We start from the raw sequence: 18,896 nt of genomic DNA, 5'->3' as shown, positions 1-18,896 counted from the left end.
GTTTATTGTCCACGCTTGTAAAATGGTGTTTCAGCTACTACAGCTTTTAGCTGTTTTCCTCTGATTTCAACCGTTATTTCTTCACCGATATTAGCAAATTCAGTTTTCACCAAACCAAGTCCGATATTTTTCTTCAAAGTCGGTGATTGTGTCCCAGTCGTCACCTCACCGATTTTTTCTTCTCCCTTGAAAAGAGCATAACCGGTTCTTGGAATTCCTTTGTCGATCATTTCAATTCCGACAAGTTTACGCGGGATGGCTTCTTTTTGTTCAGCTAACGCTTGTTTCCCGATGAAATCCGACTCCTTCTGTAGCTTAACAACAAAAGAAACGCCTGCTTCCAACGGTGAAATATCTTTTGATAATTCTTGCCCATATAGAGGCAGGCAAGCTTCAAAACGGAGAGTATCCCGTGCACCAAGACCACATGGTAAAATTCCTTCATCTTGACCCACTTCTAAAATTTTCGACCATAATCGTACGGCTGCTTCAGGAGTAGTATAAAGTTCAAAACCGTCTTCTCCGGTGTATCCTGTCCGGGACAACAAAACGGAACTGCCAGACACATCTACTTTTTCGACAAATCGAAAAGGTTTAACTTCTGATAAATCAACGTCCGTCATTTTTTGCAAAATCCCCTCTGCCTTAGGACCTTGTAAAGCAAGTAGGGCAAATTCTGCTGAGCGATTTGTAATCGTCACATTACCTTCTGCGTGATTGTTCATCCACTCAAAATCTTTTTCAATGTTAGAGGCGTTGACTACAAGTAAATAACGCTCATCATTAAATTTATAAATCAGTAGATCATCCACTGTGCCTCCATCAGGGTAGCACATAGCAGTATATTGGGCTCTTCCCTCTGTTAACTTGGAAACATCATTGGTTACAAGCTTTTGTAAATAATTCAGGCTATCAGGACCTTCAACGAATATTTCTCCCATATGGGATACGTCGAAGAGACCAGCACGCGTTCGAACAGCTTCATGTTCATCCTTAATACTTGAGAATTGAACCGGCAGTTCCCATCCGCCAAAATCAATTGTTTTCCCACCATAATTGCTATATAAGCAAAATAGTGGAGTCCGTTTTAATTCTTCACCCATTCTGATTCCTCCCTCATTCTTCCATTAAAAAAAGACAGAGTCCCCCTTGGTTAGTGGGTTCTCTGTCCTGGCACCTGAAAGTTTACCGAAATAATTCCGGCTTTCCCCTTTGGTGGCCGGCGATTAACCGGCTCTCTCCAGAGATGCGTCCGATACGAGTCTTTTTGCCTGAGAGATTCATAACACCTGTTATTTGCTCCTTCGGCGACGCATTGAAGCGTTCTCTCCCCATATCATCATCCGCGTTGTATGTTTAGATTTATCTCACTTCTTGAGTATATCCTAACATTCAACTAAGAGAAAGCGCAATCTTTTTTAAAACAAAGTCATATAAACGTACGTTTTTAAAAAATATGAACAAATCATTCGGATTTAAGCCTTTTGTAATGAAATGCTAACGTTTCAGTCACTTGCCGCAAGGTCATTCCGTCCGTTTTTATATTAATATGTGCTGCTTGGAAATAATATTTCCTTCTATAGTAATAGAGAGATTCCAACTCTTCCTTAGTTGACCGCTGGACAATGGGTCTCCTTTTGTCCTTGGCAATGCGAACCCAGATAAACGGAAAAGAAGCGCATAAATGAAAAACAAGACCTGTTCTTTTCATGATCCTTCTATTTTCTTCACGCATGGCGACTCCGCCGCCAGTAGAAATTATGCACTGTTCATCCCGGAACTCTTTTAAAAACTTCGTCTCCAAATCGCGAAAGTACTCTTCGCCATAAGTAGCAAAGATTTCACTTATTGACATATTCATCTGTTTTTCAATCTCTTTATCCATGTCGTAATAAGGAAGCTTCAGCGCAAAGCTTAGTCTTCTGCCAATTGCGCTCTTTCCGCTCCCCATATATCCGACCAAGTATACTTTGTACATCTATCCACCTGCTAACTGCAATCTGACCATTGCTGGCGATCCAACTCAATTCTTCCTAATTTCATTTATAGTAGCACGAAGATAATGAGATTCCAACGAATCGTACGTTCGGTATCTTGAATCAAAATACACTGAAAAATTCAGGAGAATCACCGAAATGACAATCAGAAGGATAACTGCAGCAGGTAACATAACACCTTTCTCATCCTGAAGGTACTGCATAGGACCTCTCCTTTTTCTTCCCGCTCTTAAATTGTACAGATAGAAATAATGTCTGGTCATCCATCAAGAAGTGAACATCACGCACAGAAAGCAGCAATGGCTCATGCCCTTTACCTTCTTTCTGTCTTCTGATCATGCCCGTATAATAAGTGACTTCATACTGATCACCATCTAACGTACAAAGGATTCCTCTGTTGTTCGGTTGAACACTTACTGATTCAGTACCGGATAACATATTAAGCAGTTCAGCAGAAAAAAGTTCCCATTCGATTTCTTCTACGTCACCCACAGTAGAAGTCAGTTTACCTGCTGTTAATAAAATGATAAACGAAAGGTGCGCGAACAAGAGAAAAGCGGAAAGTTGTAGCAAGGATTCTAACATCGTATAACCAGATTCTCCGTTTAAGGTGAAATTTCTACACAAACACTTTCTTCTTTTTGTTTGTGGGTCAGGTAGTAAACACAAATCCGTTCCTCCCCCAGCATCCACGAATAAAGAGTTCCATCTATTTCACGCTCACCTCTATCGGATAATTTTAACACTGCTTGGTATGCGGTTTCAGCCGCATGCATCGACCGCTTTTTATCTTCTAACTGTATTTGCATATCTACTAAGACTGGAATCAGTCCACCTGAAATCATGAACAGAATGGCTATCGTCAACATCGTCTCCGGGAAGGAGTTACCTTTAGTATTCAGGTAGAGCCACCCTCCCCCTGCCAAATTGGAGTTTAAGCGAAATGATATCTCCTTGATCTGTAACGAACTGAATGGTTCCAAAGTGAACGATCGTTCCATTCTTGTTATAGGAGATTTCCTGCATAGGACTATTAGCTGACAGCTTGACTCCTTTTGGTATTGATCTTCTGAAAATGAGTTTTCGTGAGTTTCCCAAGGCGACATATTCAGTTCCGCCTGAAACAAATTGCAGTTGCGTGCTTGTCCCTTCATTAAATGCATGACTTTGGACAGCATATAGGTCTAAAGTGAATTGCCTGAGGAAGCCATCAACCATTTCTTTATCATTATATTTCTTTCCTATAAAGATAATGGCGGTGCTGATGGTGAAGGTAATAGTTAAGACTATAAGCAACTCCGTAAATGTGAACCCTCTATTATTAAGTGTTTTCAATTGGAGTATCTTTCACTTTTATTACTTTACCATCTTTTATTTCCAATTTTTCACCGTTTGGACACTCTAAATTATTCACTGAAATATTTTCATCATTTCTTATATAACCGGATAATTCTATTGATGTGGGTGTTTTCTTTTTATCAACTTTATAAGCTTCCACCTGTCCTTCAAGCATTTTGATATATGCCTCACAACCCCTTGCATCAATCGTTTCAGAATGTTTTGTAACGTTCGGGATGGCAATTAGAATTAAAACGGAAATGACTAAAAGCACGATCATCATCTCTATAAGAGTAAATCCTTCTTCCCCCAATTTTCTATTCATACTTTCATCTCCCTATCAAATGGTATTAAGTAATTCGTACATTGGAAGGAGAATCGCTAAATAGGCAGACAGGATGCAAATAGCCAGGATGGAAAAAAGTAAGGGTTGAAGAATGCCCAGGATCCTTAAGCTCACTTGTTCCATTTTTTCTTCCAATAGCTGACTATAGATGATCATTTCTTTTCCTAAATGACCACCATATTCCCCGTGTTCTATAAAGGAATGGAAATCCGAAACAAATGCCTCCATTTGAACTGCCTTACTCAATTTCTCCCCCTCCACGATTTTCCTTCTTACTTTCTCTGAAACCACTTGCAAAAACGTTTGATTCATTTGTCTTCGTAATGTCTCCAACGAATCCTGCAAAGACATACCGGATTGAATCATCGTTCCTACTTCCCTTGCGAAGGAGGATGTGATCAACATTTTCACCCAATACGAAACACCTGGAATCATCAAAAGGGTTTTTAAGCGCTCTTTTGCACTTTTTGTGTTTAACCATTTCCATGACAGCAACGAAATGCTAACAGAGAAAATCATGGTTAGAATTAGGATATCCGGTACCTTTAGCAGCATTTCTGAAATCGTTGCGAAATCATCCACGCCAGTTGAACTTCTGCTCTCGCCAAGCTGCCTCATATTAGGAAGGAAAAAAATTCTAAACATAGAGAACAAAATAGCCATAAATATGAACAAAATAATGGGATACGCCAATAACTTTTTAGCTTTGGTCTTCAGTACTTCTTGTCTTTTGAGCTGTTCAGCAACCGCTTTAACAGCTGACGCAAGCCTCCCATGCTCTTCTGCAATCGCGATTGGAAGCAAACGATGCTGATTTATTCCAAACGCTTCAAGAACTTCTGCTGTACCTTTTCCATTCCTGAACGTTTCCTGTGTAATATTTCGAGCCTTCTGGAGTTCTGTAGTATGGTGGGGCAATAAAATCATAATAGCGTCATGGATGGTATAGCCTTCATCCAATAACTCTGAAATACGACTTAAAAAATCACCTTCTTGACCTATCATTTGAATTCTTCGTAATGTGAAGTGTTTAAGAAAGAATCGTGCCATTACGAATTCCTTCTCTAATTTGATGTTCCAACGTCAAATATTCCGGGAAGCGGTATGCTTTTCCCGCCAACAAATCAGCTAAAGCGTCCGATAAATTATCACCATGCAAGATTTCATAAACGGATGCGAAATCAGCTCTTCCAGCCGTGTTGCGGAATTGGACAATACGCTGTGCAGCAATCCCGATCATCACCTGATTGAGTTCTTCAGCACTAACACCGAGATCCATGAGTCGATACAAACATCCGACGGAATCCTTTGAGTGTACTGTTGTCATCACAAGATGACCTGTTAGGGCTGCTTGTACAGCCGCTTTCGCCGTTTCTGCGTCTCTGATTTCGCCAATCATGATCACGTCTGGAGAATGCCTCAAAATCGCCTTAAGTCCCGCCGCATATGAAACACCTGATTTTTCATTGACTTGAATCTGTAACAAATGTGATTGGCTATTCTCTACGGGATCTTCTAACGAAATTACATGTCTTTTCATTTGTTGAACACAATAATTGGTTAAGGAATAAAGGGTGGTGGTTTTGCCCGAACCGGTCGGACCGGTGAAACAAAGTAAGCCTTGTTTAAATGAGGACAACGTCTGCAGTACATTTGCCGATTCGCTGTTGTACGTTAATGATGGGAGTGGGATTGCCGAATCCCTTAGCATAAGTCTGATCACTAAACTTTCCTTCAAATAGACCGAAGGGAGTGTAGAGACACGGAACGAGAAGAACTGTTCGCCAAACTGATGTTGAAATGAACCGCTCTGGGGTTTTCGTTTTTCACTTATATCTAAGGAAGAGAGAAATTTGAAGAATGTAATAACACGATCGCCGATTAGTAAAGGTAGTCGTCCTGCCTTCACTGTTTCCGTATGACTTCTGAAAAGTAGTGTGTATTCGTCGTACCCCGGTAGAATATGTAGGTCACTTGCTCCCGCATGAATTGCCCGTTCGAGCAAACGGAAACTCTTTCTCTCCACTGTACTTTCCAATTGATCCATGGAACACCTCTTTCCAACTGATCGAGACGGAACCGACCGCTGACTTCCGACGCATTGAGTATACGATGGTTCTAAAAGAAAAGGAATAGCTTTTGTCATCTTTGTTTTTTATCTTTGATTAATGGGTTAAAAATTCATTTTGAACCCTTTTTTGCAGATTTTGTGTGATTTTCGTGTTTAAAATTGAAATTCCACCGGTTTGTCACAATTCCGATAGATAGCAGTTTACATGTCCAGGAAAAATCATTTATAATGAATGGGAGATATTGAATATGGTGTTGTTGCAAAGGAGGGGCTTACGCATGGGCAATATGTATAAGGTTATGGGCTTCTGGACAGCGATTTTTGCAGTTATGTTTTATTTAGGTGATATGACAGAAGTGAGTTTAATCTTTGTGGCGAACACAGGTTTATTCCTATTATTGGGCTTCTTGAACCTTACTGAACGTATGTATATGTATATTTTCGCTGCTTACTTAACAGTATTCTTCGTCGGATTTACGTACTATACAACGTTTATCCACGTTCCTGGCGCTGGACATTGATCCAAAAAAAAAACAGCCGTTTATCGGCTGTTTTTTTATGTTCGTAAAAAGGGATTTGTCTTTCTCTCTTCCATTGGCGTCGTCCAAGAACCGTGACCTGGATAGATGATGGTATCATCAGCCAACGTCAAAAGTTTGCTTGTAATGGATTCCATCAATTGATCCTCATTCCCTTGGACTAAGTCAGTTCTCCCAACTCCCCCTTGAAATAGCGTATCTCCCACAATCGCAATTTGGTCTTCACTAAAATGAAACGATACACTCCCCGGTGAATGTCCGGGCGTATGAAGCAGATTAAATGTGAATCCCGACACTTCCATCTGTCCTTCTTTCCTAAAGAGGTGGTCAGCCTTCTTAACACTAATGTTCGGTAAATCGATATACTTTTTCGATCCGTTTAACATGGGATCCGTTAACCAGTTCGCTTCCCTTTCGTGAATCCATACGGGAATCCCGTATTTTTCTCTAACATGATCCACCGCTTCGATATGGTCAAAATGAGCATGCGTGAGAAGGATCGCCTGAGGCTTTGCTCCAATTGAAGAGATTTTTCGTATCAGCTTTTCCCCTTCACCGCCAGGATCTATAATGAGACTCTCTTTCCGTTCATTCATAACAAGATAACAGTTCGCTTGAACTGGACCAAGTGGTAAACTATGTACGTTTAACATGCGTATCACCTCTATTCGAGTATATCATATTCATTTTGCCCGATATTCACAGAAACGACATGATTATTCCTCGACAAAACATAGAAATCATCTTACAATAGAATAGGTATATGTAGTAACGGCATTCATTTTCTGATTGTCGAAAGGAGTGTCTGAACCATGAACTTATTAATGGTAATCACAGGACTTATCGCGGTGCTTGGTGCTGTCGGCACATTCCAATCCTTCAAGGAAAAGAACGTTTTGGGAATCATCTTCAATTTCGCCGCTTTGGCGATCTTCGGCTGGTTCACTGTAATGACGATCATCTACCAAGGATATCCGCCAAAATTGCATTAATAAAAAAGCTGGAGCCGATATGGCCCAGCTTTTTTATTTACTACGATTTATACCTCAAGCCACTTCCATACTTTGAAGGGATCAAATTGAATGATATGGTCAGACTCATATCCGCTAAGACATAGTGATCCGTCCGGAGAGCAGTTGAATGCTGCTTCAGCCACTTTTTCCTCAAAAACTTCCACTGCCCCGTTTTGCACTTTAACATATTGAAATTCTGGTGCAGTTTCATCAATCAGCCCTTGATTCACAGGTAACAACGTAATCATCGATCCATCTACCAGCCATTGTACTTCTGGTATAAACCATTGTGAATAGTTGCTCAAAGCAGGTGCTGACCACTCCGTAACGATCTCTCCATTACTTCCGACAATCTTATAAATCATCTCTTTTTCATCCTCTTTCGGATGGACCGCCAAAAGATTACCCCTATAGGCATCAAAAAATACAACATTCGACAAATCGGTCAATTCGCTTTCGCCGGTACGCCAGTGGATTTTAACAATTTGCCCTCCACTGAGTGCATGTTCAGACCATTGTAAAGATAAAAGAGTATCCCCGTTCAACCACTTTACAAATGGATCTGAAGACTCGAAAAGAGTCAGATTTTTTGTGTTCATGTCAAAGACGAACGTATCAAACGACCAATCTTCATAGAATGCAGTGATCATCATTAACGAAGCATCCTCATCATTCCAGTCAATATACAATTCCGATGATTCTACCTTAACTTCTTCAACTAATGTGCCATCAGGTTTAATAATCTTAATAATAGCTGAAGCTGGAGATTCAGAAATATGAAGTGCAATAAATTCTTTTGAAGAATGAATTTTCGTATTGATGACCATCATGCTCTCTTTGAAAATATCCTTTTTCTCTCCGTTTTTAAAATTATAGCTTCTTAGTATGTAATTTCCTTCTTCGATTTCGGCAATCAAAATTTCCGAGTCAGATAACCAGCCATATGTTTGGTAAAACGAATCAGGATTGGCGGTGTAGGCCACCCACTCCTCTTTCTCCTGTTCACCTAAATCGCTGCTAACTTGCTGATTTGGAACCGGGATGACATCAGTCGGCTCTGTCTCTTCAGGTTGGCAACCAGTAAGCACTAATATGAGCCCAATTATTAAAAGTGTAAAATTCCGCATGTCATCCCTCCCAATACATCCTATTTATTAGTACGTACTATTCCCTTTTTTGTTTCATAAAAACGACAAATTTCTGAAAGGAAAATGATGAAAAACAAAAAAGAGTCATCCCGACACCAAAGATGGAAGTCGGGATGACTCTTTTACATAGCTTATTCCGAATCAGGCTTAATGAGGTTGCCTGTTTTATTGTCATAAAATCTGAGTAAATCCCCATTAATAATCTGATCTGAGTACTTTAGTTCTTTTTGAGCACGCTCTGTATCTTTCTCACACGCAGCTCCGTCAATTTCAATACCTGTAGCCTTATCGTAGCAAGTATTTTTCGTATATACCACTTCGTCTGTTACAAATCCACCATCGCGGAATACAACAAATTCTTCATGCTCTTCGGAGAAGATATCTGCACCAAACTGCATATCACGATCAGTTTTGATTCCAAGCATATGCAGAATCGTAGGACGCAGGTCTAACTGTCCGGATACTTCGTCAATTACTTTACCGCCTTCGTAACCAGGAATATGGATGAATAACGGAACCCTTTGAAGCTGAGCACTTTCAAATGGTGTGATTTCTTTTCCCATGTATCTGCTCATGGCATCATTATGGTTTTCAGAGATTCCGTAGTGGTCTCCGTACATCACAATGATAGAGTTTTCATATAGCCCACTTTCCTTCAAATCTTCAAAGAACACTTTAACCGCTTCGTCCATGTAACGTACGGTTTGGAAATAACGATTCAACGTTCCTGAATTCGAATCATACTCCTGAATCATTTTGTCTTCTTCATCCAGAGTAAATGGATAGTGGTTTGTCAAAGTGATCATGCGTGAATAGAATGGCTGTGGCATCTCTTGCATGAGATCAACCGATTGCTCCATAAACGGAATATCTTTCATGCCCCAGTTGACCGCTTCGCCTTCTTCCACAACAAAGCTGTCCTGATCATAATATTTGTCATATCCGAGCTTCGGATACATCATGTCACGGTTCCAAAAACTTTTGTTATTCGCATGTAACACGTTTGTGTAATATCCCTTATCACTCAAGCGCTGTGCCATACCATTGAATGTGTTACCGCTATTTGTTGTAAAGACAGCAGCACCATTTAGCGGATAAAGCGAGTTTTCTAAAATAAACTCGGAATCGGATGTTTTACCAAGACCTGTTTGATGATAAAAGTTCGAGAAGTAATAAGTGTTTGGATCTTTTGTGAGTTCGTTCAAGAATGGTGTAATTACCTCACCATTCATCTCATTATTAATTACAAAGCTTTGTAGCGATTCCAATGAGATCATTATTAAGTTCCGGCCTTCTGCCATTCCATACAGCTCCGGATTTGGTTCCGCTTGGTTCGCACGGATGTAGTTATTCACTTCAACAAGCTCACTGCCATCTGCCAAAACACGTTGAGCATGTGATTTGGATTGGACATACACATCAAAAAGATGATAATTGTACATTCCAAGATTCTTCACAAGCATTTCACGGTCAAAAATCCGTGTTAGTAATTGAGGGCGTTCAGCTTCCGCCAAACCTAAGTTCATGAATAGGACAGCAATTACGGAGACAAAATATAAACGTCTGAATAATGATTTTGATACAGATTGTACTGCATTTGGCAACCATTTAATCGCTGCGACAATAATCGCGATATCGATGAAATATAGTATGTCATAGATGTAAATGCTTTCGAATACTGATGAACCTAAATCCCCAAAGTTGGTTGTTTGGAATAATACCGGCAAGGTAATGAAGTCGTTAAAGAACCGATAAAATACAACGTTTGCATACAAGACGAACGCCATAATCGAACTGATTGTGATCAAATATCGGTTTCTACCCTTTTCGCTTTTAAAGTATAACGAGATTCCATAGGCAAATAATATGAATGCCAAAGGGTTTAAGAATAGAATAAATTCCTGCATGCCATTTTCAATTTTAATATTGAAGCTCGTTTTGTAAACTACATACGTTTTAATCCAAGTTGCTATGATCGCAATCAATAGAACGGAATGATTAGGCCATTTGTTTATCTTTTTCATTCCTAACATCCTCCTGTTTGTCTCGACTCATCCACAATCGTCATATTTTAATTAAGAGACAAATTATATAGTAAGTGTTTCAAGTCATTGGTGCAAGTAAAATCCATAGCTTTACATAGAGTTTACTCCACATTAAAAATACCTTTACCTTTTATAAGACGGAATAAACCTTAAATGGTTCCTTTTTAATGAAAAAAACAACGAAACTTAAATTCGTTGTCACCATTTCTTCACAAATTAGGTCGAATTAAGACCCCATCCTTAAGATCATGACAGCTTTTTTCATAGTTTCACCGTCAATAAACTTTGAATGATATAAATCTAACACTTCCATCTCCATCAGAAGAAGATCATCTTTACGGTCGCCGGTATAGACGATAATTCCGTACGCTCTTAATAACTGTTGAACATCATAGACAGTCCTCATTACCATTCGCCCTTGCTATCAATTATTCTTTTTTCAGTGTATAACCGATCTACTGGTATATCGTGATTTTCAAAAGGAACATTGTCTACCAATTGAAAGTCGAATGCTAATGATGCCGTCGGACCAGTGTATTTTGTCAAAAAGCGATCATAGTATCCACCACCGAAACCGATTCGGTAACCGCTTGGTGAAAACACTACACCCGGAACGATTAAAAAGGTCAACTCAGAAACGTCCACCATTTCAGCTCGTTTAGGATCAGGTTCCTTTAAATCCATATACACAGTCTCCAGTTCGTTAAAAGAGGAAATACGATAAAATTGCATAGTCCGGGAAATCGGATCGCATTTAGGAGCTGCAACACTGATACCTGTATCCCATAATTGTTTAATCAGTTCTGTTGTATCTACTTCAGGTTTTCTTGAAATCGTTACACCGATTAGATCAGATGGACAAAAATCAACTTCAGTTAAAAAACGCGTTTGAATGCATTTTGATGAATCCCAATATTGGTCATCACTCATTTGCTGCAATTGTTTCAACATTTCTTTTCTTAACTGCTTTTTTGACATAATTGCTGTCCACCTTCCATTAAATAAAAAACCAAAACCCGGAAGGCTTTGGCTTTTATCAATTATTTTGTCTCACGGTGCAAAGTGTATTTCTTTTCACGAGAGCAATATTTTTTCAATTCAAGACGTTCAGGGTTGTTACGCTTGTTTTTCTTAGAGATGTAGTTACGTTCACCACAATCTGTGCAAGCCAAAGTGATATTAACGCGCATTTGATTCCCTCCCACTCTTAACAGGATTACTTTTATCATTTTTTGAGCATGATTTATACGACTAACCTATTATAACATAATTGTCCGCTATGTCCATAAATAGAAGGAAGAAATTTTTCCCTTATGATAGAATATAAAAAAGACTCTCACTGAATATCGGGGTGACATTATGTTAGACATCGCAATTATATTACTAACAATCGGCGTTATACTTATAGCCTTATCCTTTTTCATAAAAGACCGGAATCGTGTTGAAAAAGATGTCGAAGAACTATCCATTAATCTTTATGAAGAGACAAACAAATTGAATCGGCGCCTAAAGATTGTCGAAGAAGAACTAATGATTGATACACAGACGATTGTTTCCAAGAGCATAATCCCAAATAAGCCAGCAGCTAAAAAACCAGTTCACGAAATCATCGTCAATCAAATCCTTGCCCTCCATAAACAAGGATATCGTATCAATGAAATTAGCAAGCGTTCTTCCATGCCTGAAGAGTTAGTAATCGAAGTATTGGAAACGAGAGGCGTAAAACAATGAAAAAGATGATCAGAGCTTTAGGAATCGGTATCTTCTTATCAGGTGCGTTCGTTTTCGTTTATGGGCAGAATACAAATGGAGCATCAGGTACCTCCTCTTCGTCAAAACCGGGGTATGAACTTGTTAGCAAAGATGAGTTGAAAGAGTTAAGAGCTGAACTGAAGACGGCTAAAGAAGAACTTGCAGCAGTACAACTTAGTTTAAATCAAGCACAGTCGGAAAAATCTTTGGAAAAGACATCATCAAAAAAGGAGGAAACCCCGGCCGGGAATTTCCTTCTTATCATCGAAAAGGGAGCAAACCCAGTCACGATCAGCCAGAATTTAAAGAAGGCTAAAATCCTTTCAAATGAACGAGATTTTATCAACTATTTAGAAGACCATGATTTATCGTCAAAAATCCAGGTTGGCCAATACACCATTACACCTAAAATGACACTTTCAGAAATTGCTGAAGCAATAACTAAATAAATGAAATAAGGGCTCACCCGTTTTACCACGGGTAAGCCCTTTTACATCTGTTAATCTTAACCGAATCTTCCGTTTACGTAGTCTTCTGTACGCTGATCAGCTGGTTTAGAGAATACAACATTTGTATCATCGAATTCTACCACTTCCCCATTTAAGAAGAATGCCGTTTTTTCAGAGATACGTGCTGCTTGCTGCATGTTGTGCGTAACAATGATGATGGAAACGTCTTTTTTCAATTCAGCAACCAATTCCTCAATTTTCATCGTTGAAATCGGGTCAAGAGCTGATGTTGGTTCGTCCATCAACAATACATCCGGATCAATTGCCAAACTTCGGGCGATACAAATCCGTTGTTGTTGTCCACCGGAAAGCCCATATGCATTTTTATGGAGACGGTCTTTTACTTCATCCCACACTGCCGCTTGACGTAAGCTGCGTTCAACAATTTCATCCAAAATCCCTTTGTTACGAATGCCATGAATTTTTGGACCGTAAGCGATATTTTCGTAAATGGATTTAGGGAACGGATTTGGCTTCTGGAAGACCATCCCGACCTTCGTTCTCAATTCTTCCGGTGCATAAGATTTACTTAAGATATTTCGACCACGGTAATTGATTTCTCCGGATGTTTTTACACCAGGCACCAATTCAACCATTCGGTTCAATGTTTTAATGTATGTGGATTTACCGCATCCAGAAGGACCGATAATTGCTGTTACCTCTTGTTCTTTGAACGTTAAATCGATATTTTTCAAGGCATGGTGAGTGCCATACCAAAGATTCAATTTATTCGTCTCATAAACCGTAGACTTTTCAATATTATTTTCTTGATGTGGCATAAGATCCCTCACAATTATCAATTCAGGTTTTCTTTCCAATACCTGTACCATTTGTATACCCCCTATACCCTTTTCGAATACTTATTCCGCAAGAAGATCGCGATTGAGTTCATGATGATTAACAAAGCGAGCAAGACAATAATTCCCGCTGAAGCAACGTACATGAACGCTTCTTGAGGCCGTTTTGCCCAATCGTAAATTTGCATAGGCAGTGCAGTGAACTGGCTGAGTAATCCATCAGGAAGAAACTGCACGATCACCGGAATACCCAAAACAACTAACGGCGCTGTTTCCCCCACCGCACGGGAAAGAGCCAAAATGCTACCTGTCAAGATTGCCGGGATAGCATAAGGAAGGACAACTCTGTAAATTGTCTGCCATTTCGTTGCACCCATTCCATAGGAAGCTTCACGAATTTCTTTCGGTACTGAACGGATCGCTTCTTGGGAGGAGACAATGATGACCGGTAAGATCAGTAGACTCATTGTAAGTCCAGCTGCAAGGAGACTATTCCCCATGGCCAACGCCCGTACAAAGATTGTCAAACCCAAGAGACCGAAAACGACTGAAGGTACCCCGGCTAAGTTACTAATGTTCATACGTAAAAAGTCGGTGAATTTATTTTTAGTTGCATATTCTTCCAAATAGATGGCAGAACAAATTCCAATGAACATAGAAACAGGTGCGACTATAAGCATCAAGTAGATTGATCCAATTAGTGCCGCCTTAACCCCTGCTTTTTCAGGGAATCGAGAACCGAAATTTTGAAAGAAGTCAGCAGATAAATATCCAGCCCCTTCTGAAATGATTCGGAAAAATAGAACCCCTAATAATACACAAGCAAATAAAACGGATGATAAAAATAAAAATTTAATGAAATTATTTATAAAGATTCGGGTCTGAATCCGTTTCGGTGTTGTTCGTAATGGGATATTGGCCATCTTAATACTCCTCCCTGAACCTTTTTGAAATTCTTGCTGCGATAAAGTTCATCAAGAGTGTGAACAGGAACAATGTAAAACCGACTGCATAAATAGAATAGTAAATGGTCGTTCCATAACCGGCATCTCCAGATGACACTTGAACGATGTAGGAAGTCATGGTCTGTATTGATCCCGTAATATTCATATCCCACGTCGGTGTCGAACCAGCGGCCAAAGATACGATCATTGTCTCACCAATAGCACGGGAGGATGCTAAAACTATCGAAGCGACGACACCTGAAATAGCTGCTGGAAGAACAATTTTAATTGATGTTTCGAATTTTGTTGCCCCTAACGCATAAGCACCTTCCCGTAACGACTCTGGTACAGCGGAAAGAGCATCTTCTGACAATGAAACAATCATTGGCAGGATCATAATCCCTACAACAAGACCTGCACTAAGTGCATTGAAGATTTTAAGCGAAGGGATAATTTGTTGAAGTAATGGAGTAACAAATGTCAAAGCGAAGAAACCATAGACGATTGTCGGGACTCCTGCCAAAACTTCTAATACGGGTTTTAACACGCGTTTTGTTTTGTCATTCGCATACTCACTCAAGTAAATAGCAGCCGCTAAACCAAGTGGTACTGCAAAAAGGACAGCAATGAATGTGACTTTCAATGTACCTGCGATTAAAGGTAAAACTCCAAACTGAGGTTCTTTACCCGAGAAAGGATACCATTCGGTTCCGAACAAATATTCCTTGATGGGTACTTCAGAAAAGAATATGCCTGTTTCAAAGATAAGAGTTAAAACAATTCCAACCGTTGTTAGGATTGACACTAATGTTACTAATAACAAGATGACTGGGACCAACTTTTCACCGTTTTTTATTTTTCTTTTACTTTTCGCATCAGCTATCAGATCTTGAACAGAAGGTCTCTGAGAGTTTTGATTAATGGCCATCCTTAGTACTCCTTTCAAAAACGGATGAAATGACGGGAAGAAATACTCTCCCCATCACAATCATCTCAACCGTATTATTTAATTGAAGATAATGCTTCACGTGCTTTATCGTACTCTTCGTCAGGCAATCGAACATAACCTACTGCTTCAGCCATATCTCCCGCAACATCGATTGAGTAATCGATGAAGTTTTTAACGGCTTCATCTTCAGCATAAGCTTTGTTGCTTACATAGACGAACAAAGGACGGGAAAGTGGAGTATATTCACCGGATTCAATTGTTTCATTATTCGGTTCTACTCCATCGATTGTTACAGCTTGTAAACTATCTTGGTTTTCAAGGTAGTATGCATAACCGAAGAATCCGATTGCGTTTTTATCACCAGCTACACCTTGTACAAGCATGTTGTCATCTTCAGAAAGAGTAGCGTTTTTCACAAGGTCTTCACCATCAAGAATGACTTCATCGAAATAGTCATACGTTCCAGAATCAGTACCTGGGGAATAGAAAACGATTTCCTCATCAGGCCAAGACGGATCGATGTCAGACCATTTCTTTGTAGTGCCATCTTCGACCCAGATTTTTTTCAATTGATCTACAGTCAATTCTGCAGCCCAGTCGTTCTCAGGATTTACAACCACTGTCAGACCATCGTAGGCAACTTGCAACTCAGTATATTCAATTCCTGCATCAGCCAACTTTTGAGCTTCTTCGTCTTTAATCGGGCGAGATGCATTTGAGAAATCAGTTTCTCCAGCGATGAACTTCTCAAATCCTCCACCTGTACCGGAAACCCCAACGGAAACTTTTACATCCGGTTGTTCACCTGCGTATTCTTCAACTACTGCTTCCATGATTGGAGCTACAGTAGAAGATCCATCACCATTTACTTGACCGGAAAGTTGTGCAGCATCCTTACCGCCATCTCCGTTGTTTTTATCGCCATCAGTTGCTGCTCCGTCACTACCGCATGCACCAAGAAGAAGTGCACCGCCAAGTACAGATGTCATTAAAAATCCCTTGAACAATTTCATTCTGTTTTACCCCCTGATAGAGTGTGATTTTTACTACAATCCTTACTATAAAGTGTTTATATTGAGGGTGTATAAAGGGAATGTTAAGGGTTTGTAAACCATGGGTCACGTTTGTAAAGTCTTATTTATAAATCTACTCTCCATCCATTACCTTTTTTAAAGATAAAAAAAGAACCTGCAAATGGCAGGTTCTTCATTAGTTTTCTGGATTTGTCGTAATAGTTTCCTCTTCTTCTTCTGTCTCTTGAATTCGTACATCCGTAATGGAAGGTTTGATGGGTTGTGGAACAGCTTCTTCCATTAATCCATTTTTCATGTTCTTTTCTTTTAGTTCAAAATACTTATCAAGTGCTTGGCGGGCAATCATATTGTTTACATACGTAGTATGATCATCATCTGTCGTTACATATGGAACAACGATCGCATAGGCCACTTCCGGATTATCAAATGGCGCAAATCCGATATGAGATACATTCAACGTTTCATGAACCTTTTTTTCCTTTTCATCATAAGCGAATGACTGGGCTGTTCCCGTCTTACCTGCTGCGACATAATCCGTGTCCTTGAACCAAGATCGGGCAGAACCACGGTCTCCATAATAGACCCGTTTCATCCCTTCTTTAATCCGGTTAATTTCATTATCAGAATTATTGACCCTATTTAAAATGACTGGACCTATTTCTTGAATAACTGGTCCCATGGAAACTCCATCTTCTGAAGGTTCCCTGATCTCTTTTACAATATGAGGCTGAATCCGATATCCACCATTTGCAATAGTTGAAACATACTGAGCTAATTGAAGCGGAGTATATGTGTCAAACTGGCCAATGGTATAGTCAAGCAGATTACCACCATCTTTTAAATCACTTTGGACACCTGTTACTTCATTTGGTAAGTCTATTCCTGTGTTCACCCCTAAACCAAACTGTGAAAAGCCGCTTCTAAATAAGTTAAGCTTCTCCGGCATCACCCGTAATGGCATATTCGGAGTATATTGCAAACCGGCTGATAACAGGGCGATCTTGAACATATAAACGTTTGAGGACCGCTCAATTGCGTATAAATCGTTTACAGGAATCCGGCCACTCCGGTTAAATACAGAACTCTTCGTTCCATTCGTACCCGCCAATTTAATCGGTTCGTCAATTAGTGTTGTTCCAGGTTCTATAATATCATTTTGATAAGCCGTTAAAATCGTGGCAGGTTTTACAACAGAACCCGCTTCGTACGCGGTTGTAAAACTTCCATAAGAGTAATCTAAAAATTGAGTTTTCCCTGCTTCGTCTTTGTATAATTGCTTTCCTACCATTGATAGTACATCACCAGTTTTCGGATCCATCATGATGATGAATGCACGATCCAAATATTTAGTACCCGGCTTCTTTTTAGCATCCAATAAGTTTTTTTCTACAATCTTTTCAACTTCCAACTGTAATTCACTATCAATCGTCAATACGAGATCCTTCCCAGGTTTCCCTTCAATTACAGGAACGGTATCCACAACTTGCCCTTTACTATTGGTCAAGTTCTTGACGACTGTTTTTTGTCCTTGGAGTACTTCTTCGTATTGGAATTCCAAATAGCTTGTGCCTACACGGTCATTACGTGAATATCCCCGGGCCAGGAAATAATCGAGCTTATCTGCAGGTATCCCTTTTTGAGGGGTAGTTGTACCTCCTAATATTGCTACTGTTCCCTTCGGTACATTTTTGACCCGTTCCCAGTCAGTTGTAGTATTAACTCCCGGAAGCTCTCCCAATCGTTCAGATACACGGGCAAATTCGGCAGGCTCTACATCACTCTTGATAATTTGTGGAGCTAAGGCGTATCCAGAAAGCATCTCACGGTATATAGCTAGCACTTCAAGATCAGTTTCAGTTAGAGTATCAAGTTCTTCTTGAGTAATCCGTTCGCGTACCCGTTTATCTATTTCCTGTTGTACCTCTTTTTCTGATAAATCCTCAATTGCCTGAATTTCCTTTTGTTCATCTTCTGGAACTTTTTCGTAAGCAGCATCCCGATTATTCGTAATCCAGAAATCCTGCTTATCCCGCAATGTAACACGATCAGACTTCAGGTCGATTAACTTTGCAAGTTTCTTTGCGATTTCAAGCATATCTGTCTGCTTCGTATCTTGCATTTTCGTATATGTAATGGCATTTTTCGGTTCATTATCCACTAAAATCCGGCCATATTTATCATAAATTCTTCCTCGAGGAACGCTGGTGTTAACTGGGATTTCTTCCGTCCGTTCCAATGCTCTTACATAGTCTTCACCTTTTACAATCTGTAAGTATCCTAAGCGGAATATAAGAAGCGAGAATAGAATGAAGATCGAGAAGAATAATATATTCATCCGGAATGCGATATGCTGTCTTTGTTTTGCTTTTAGGCTTTTTCGTTTCTTCGTTGACTTTCTCAGCCTACCCACCTCC

The 18,896-nt window shown here is 39.7% G+C and carries 23 protein-coding genes and 1 riboswitch; of the genes, 4 read left to right on the top strand and 19 right to left on the bottom strand.

Translation table 11 applies throughout. The features are described 5' to 3' along the window. Positions 1–2: 2 nt before the first annotated feature. From gcvT to comGA, 8 genes are all read right to left on the bottom strand, one after another. Complete coding sequence (gcvT, locus tag ACFOZY_RS11975; RefSeq protein ID WP_378155731.1) at positions 3–1,103, bottom strand: glycine cleavage system aminomethyltransferase GcvT; 1,101 nt, start codon at positions 1,101–1,103, stop codon at positions 3–5. A 146-nt stretch (positions 1,104–1,249) separates the two neighbouring features. After that, positions 1,250–1,343: riboswitch (glycine riboswitch) on the bottom strand. Positions 1,344–1,465: 122 nt separating this feature from the next. Next, positions 1,466–1,978, bottom strand: coding sequence for a shikimate kinase (locus tag ACFOZY_RS11970; RefSeq protein WP_378155729.1), 513 nt, complete (start codon positions 1,976–1,978; stop codon positions 1,466–1,468). Between the two features lie 202 nt (positions 1,979–2,180). Then, positions 2,181–2,690 (bottom strand): competence type IV pilus minor pilin ComGF, encoded by a 510-nt coding sequence (gene comGF / locus ACFOZY_RS11965; RefSeq protein WP_378155727.1) that lies wholly within the window; start codon positions 2,688–2,690, stop codon positions 2,181–2,183. Further along, entirely contained in the window at positions 2,603–2,866 is a 264-nt protein-coding gene (locus ACFOZY_RS11960) for a hypothetical protein (protein ID WP_378156165.1), read from the bottom strand. The genes comGF and ACFOZY_RS11960 overlap by 88 nt, the downstream gene beginning before the upstream one ends. Positions 2,867–2,888: 22 nt before the next feature. Then, a complete protein-coding gene (locus tag ACFOZY_RS11955; RefSeq protein ID WP_378155724.1) occupies positions 2,889–3,332 on the bottom strand; it encodes a prepilin-type N-terminal cleavage/methylation domain-containing protein in 444 nt (147 codons plus the stop codon). After that, positions 3,319–3,660 (bottom strand): competence type IV pilus major pilin ComGC, encoded by a 342-nt coding sequence (gene comGC / locus ACFOZY_RS11950; protein WP_378155720.1) that lies wholly within the window; start codon positions 3,658–3,660, stop codon positions 3,319–3,321. The genes ACFOZY_RS11955 and comGC overlap by 14 nt, the downstream gene beginning before the upstream one ends. A 15-nt stretch (positions 3,661–3,675) precedes the next feature. Then, positions 3,676–4,731 (bottom strand): competence type IV pilus assembly protein ComGB, encoded by a 1,056-nt coding sequence (gene comGB, locus ACFOZY_RS11945; RefSeq protein WP_378155718.1) that lies wholly within the window; start codon positions 4,729–4,731, stop codon positions 3,676–3,678. Beyond that, positions 4,712–5,728 carry a competence type IV pilus ATPase ComGA gene (gene comGA / locus ACFOZY_RS11940; protein WP_378155716.1) on the bottom strand — a complete coding sequence of 339 codons (1,017 nt, stop codon included), beginning with the start codon at positions 5,726–5,728 and terminating at the stop codon, positions 4,712–4,714. Before comGA ends, comGB begins: the two co-directional genes overlap by 20 nt. 302 nt (positions 5,729–6,030) lie before the next feature. Here comGA and ACFOZY_RS11935 point away from each other — a divergent pair, with 302 nt between their 5' ends. Then, positions 6,031–6,273 (top strand): DUF2626 family protein, encoded by a 243-nt coding sequence (locus ACFOZY_RS11935; RefSeq protein ID WP_378155714.1) that lies wholly within the window; start codon positions 6,031–6,033, stop codon positions 6,271–6,273. 35 nt (positions 6,274–6,308) lie between these two features. On the opposite strand, the gene ACFOZY_RS11930 is transcribed toward ACFOZY_RS11935, so the two are convergent. Then, positions 6,309–6,944: an MBL fold metallo-hydrolase gene (locus ACFOZY_RS11930; RefSeq protein ID WP_378155712.1), complete on the bottom strand. Its 636-nt coding sequence runs from the start codon at positions 6,942–6,944 to the stop codon at positions 6,309–6,311. A 159-nt stretch (positions 6,945–7,103) separates the two neighbouring features. On the opposite strand from ACFOZY_RS11930, the gene ACFOZY_RS11925 reads away from it, so the two are divergent. Further along, a complete protein-coding gene (locus ACFOZY_RS11925) occupies positions 7,104–7,283 on the top strand; it encodes a DUF2759 domain-containing protein (RefSeq protein WP_378155710.1) in 180 nt (59 codons plus the stop codon). A 47-nt stretch (positions 7,284–7,330) separates the two neighbouring features. Here ACFOZY_RS11925 and ACFOZY_RS11920 read toward each other — a convergent pair whose 3' ends face one another. From ACFOZY_RS11920 to rpmG, 5 genes are all read right to left on the bottom strand, one after another. Continuing rightward, positions 7,331–8,431 carry a YqgU-like beta propeller domain-containing protein gene (locus tag ACFOZY_RS11920; RefSeq protein WP_378155708.1) on the bottom strand — a complete coding sequence of 367 codons (1,101 nt, stop codon included), beginning with the start codon at positions 8,429–8,431 and terminating at the stop codon, positions 7,331–7,333. Positions 8,432–8,583: 152 nt separating this feature from the next. Continuing rightward, complete coding sequence (locus tag ACFOZY_RS11915; protein ID WP_378155706.1) at positions 8,584–10,476, bottom strand: LTA synthase family protein; 1,893 nt, start codon at positions 10,474–10,476, stop codon at positions 8,584–8,586. A 247-nt stretch (positions 10,477–10,723) separates the two neighbouring features. Continuing rightward, positions 10,724–10,903, bottom strand: a complete 180-nt coding sequence (locus ACFOZY_RS11910) for a YqgQ family protein (RefSeq protein WP_378155704.1) — start codon at positions 10,901–10,903, stop codon at positions 10,724–10,726. Continuing rightward, a complete protein-coding gene (locus ACFOZY_RS11905) occupies positions 10,903–11,475 on the bottom strand; it encodes a 5-formyltetrahydrofolate cyclo-ligase (RefSeq protein ID WP_378155702.1) in 573 nt (190 codons plus the stop codon). The genes ACFOZY_RS11910 and ACFOZY_RS11905 overlap by 1 nt, the downstream gene beginning before the upstream one ends. A gap of 62 nt (positions 11,476–11,537) precedes the next feature. Beyond that, positions 11,538–11,687: a 50S ribosomal protein L33 gene (gene rpmG, locus ACFOZY_RS11900; RefSeq protein WP_008408521.1), complete on the bottom strand. Its 150-nt coding sequence runs from the start codon at positions 11,685–11,687 to the stop codon at positions 11,538–11,540. Between the two features lie 169 nt (positions 11,688–11,856). Here rpmG and ACFOZY_RS11895 point away from each other — a divergent pair, with 169 nt between their 5' ends. Together ACFOZY_RS11895 and ACFOZY_RS11890 are read left to right on the top strand one after the other, a co-directional pair. Next, the gene (locus ACFOZY_RS11895; protein ID WP_378155698.1) at positions 11,857–12,228 is read left to right on the top strand and encodes a hypothetical protein; all 372 of its coding nucleotides are present in this window, start codon (positions 11,857–11,859) and stop codon (positions 12,226–12,228) included. Beyond that, on the top strand, positions 12,225–12,698 hold the full coding sequence (locus tag ACFOZY_RS11890) for a hypothetical protein (RefSeq protein ID WP_378155697.1): 474 nt from the start codon (positions 12,225–12,227) through the stop codon (positions 12,696–12,698). Before ACFOZY_RS11895 ends, ACFOZY_RS11890 begins: the two co-directional genes overlap by 4 nt. A 56-nt stretch (positions 12,699–12,754) precedes the next feature. On the opposite strand, the gene pstB is transcribed toward ACFOZY_RS11890, so the two are convergent. From pstB to ACFOZY_RS11865, 5 genes are all read right to left on the bottom strand, one after another. Next, on the bottom strand, positions 12,755–13,537 hold the full coding sequence (gene pstB, locus ACFOZY_RS11885; protein ID WP_378156151.1) for a phosphate ABC transporter ATP-binding protein PstB: 783 nt from the start codon (positions 13,535–13,537) through the stop codon (positions 12,755–12,757). Between the two features lie 62 nt (positions 13,538–13,599). Then, positions 13,600–14,478, bottom strand: coding sequence for a phosphate ABC transporter permease PstA (gene pstA, locus ACFOZY_RS11880; RefSeq protein ID WP_378155695.1), 879 nt, complete (start codon positions 14,476–14,478; stop codon positions 13,600–13,602). A gap of 1 nt (position 14,479) precedes the next feature. Then, positions 14,480–15,427 (bottom strand): phosphate ABC transporter permease subunit PstC, encoded by a 948-nt coding sequence (gene pstC, locus ACFOZY_RS11875; protein WP_378155693.1) that lies wholly within the window; start codon positions 15,425–15,427, stop codon positions 14,480–14,482. Between the two features lie 74 nt (positions 15,428–15,501). Next, complete coding sequence (locus ACFOZY_RS11870) at positions 15,502–16,461, bottom strand: PstS family phosphate ABC transporter substrate-binding protein (protein ID WP_378155691.1); 960 nt, start codon at positions 16,459–16,461, stop codon at positions 15,502–15,504. 196 nt (positions 16,462–16,657) lie between these two features. After that, entirely contained in the window at positions 16,658–18,892 is a 2,235-nt protein-coding gene (locus ACFOZY_RS11865; RefSeq protein WP_378155689.1) for a peptidoglycan D,D-transpeptidase FtsI family protein, read from the bottom strand. Between the last annotated feature and the right edge of the window lie 4 nt (positions 18,893–18,896).

It is taken from the genome of Chungangia koreensis (assembly GCF_042651785.1).
GTDB classification, from domain to species: domain Bacteria; phylum Bacillota; class Bacilli; order Bacillales_A; family Planococcaceae; genus Chungangia; species Chungangia koreensis.
Note: the sequence above shows the minus strand (reverse complement) of the source record. Positions and strands in the feature narration are given on the sequence as shown.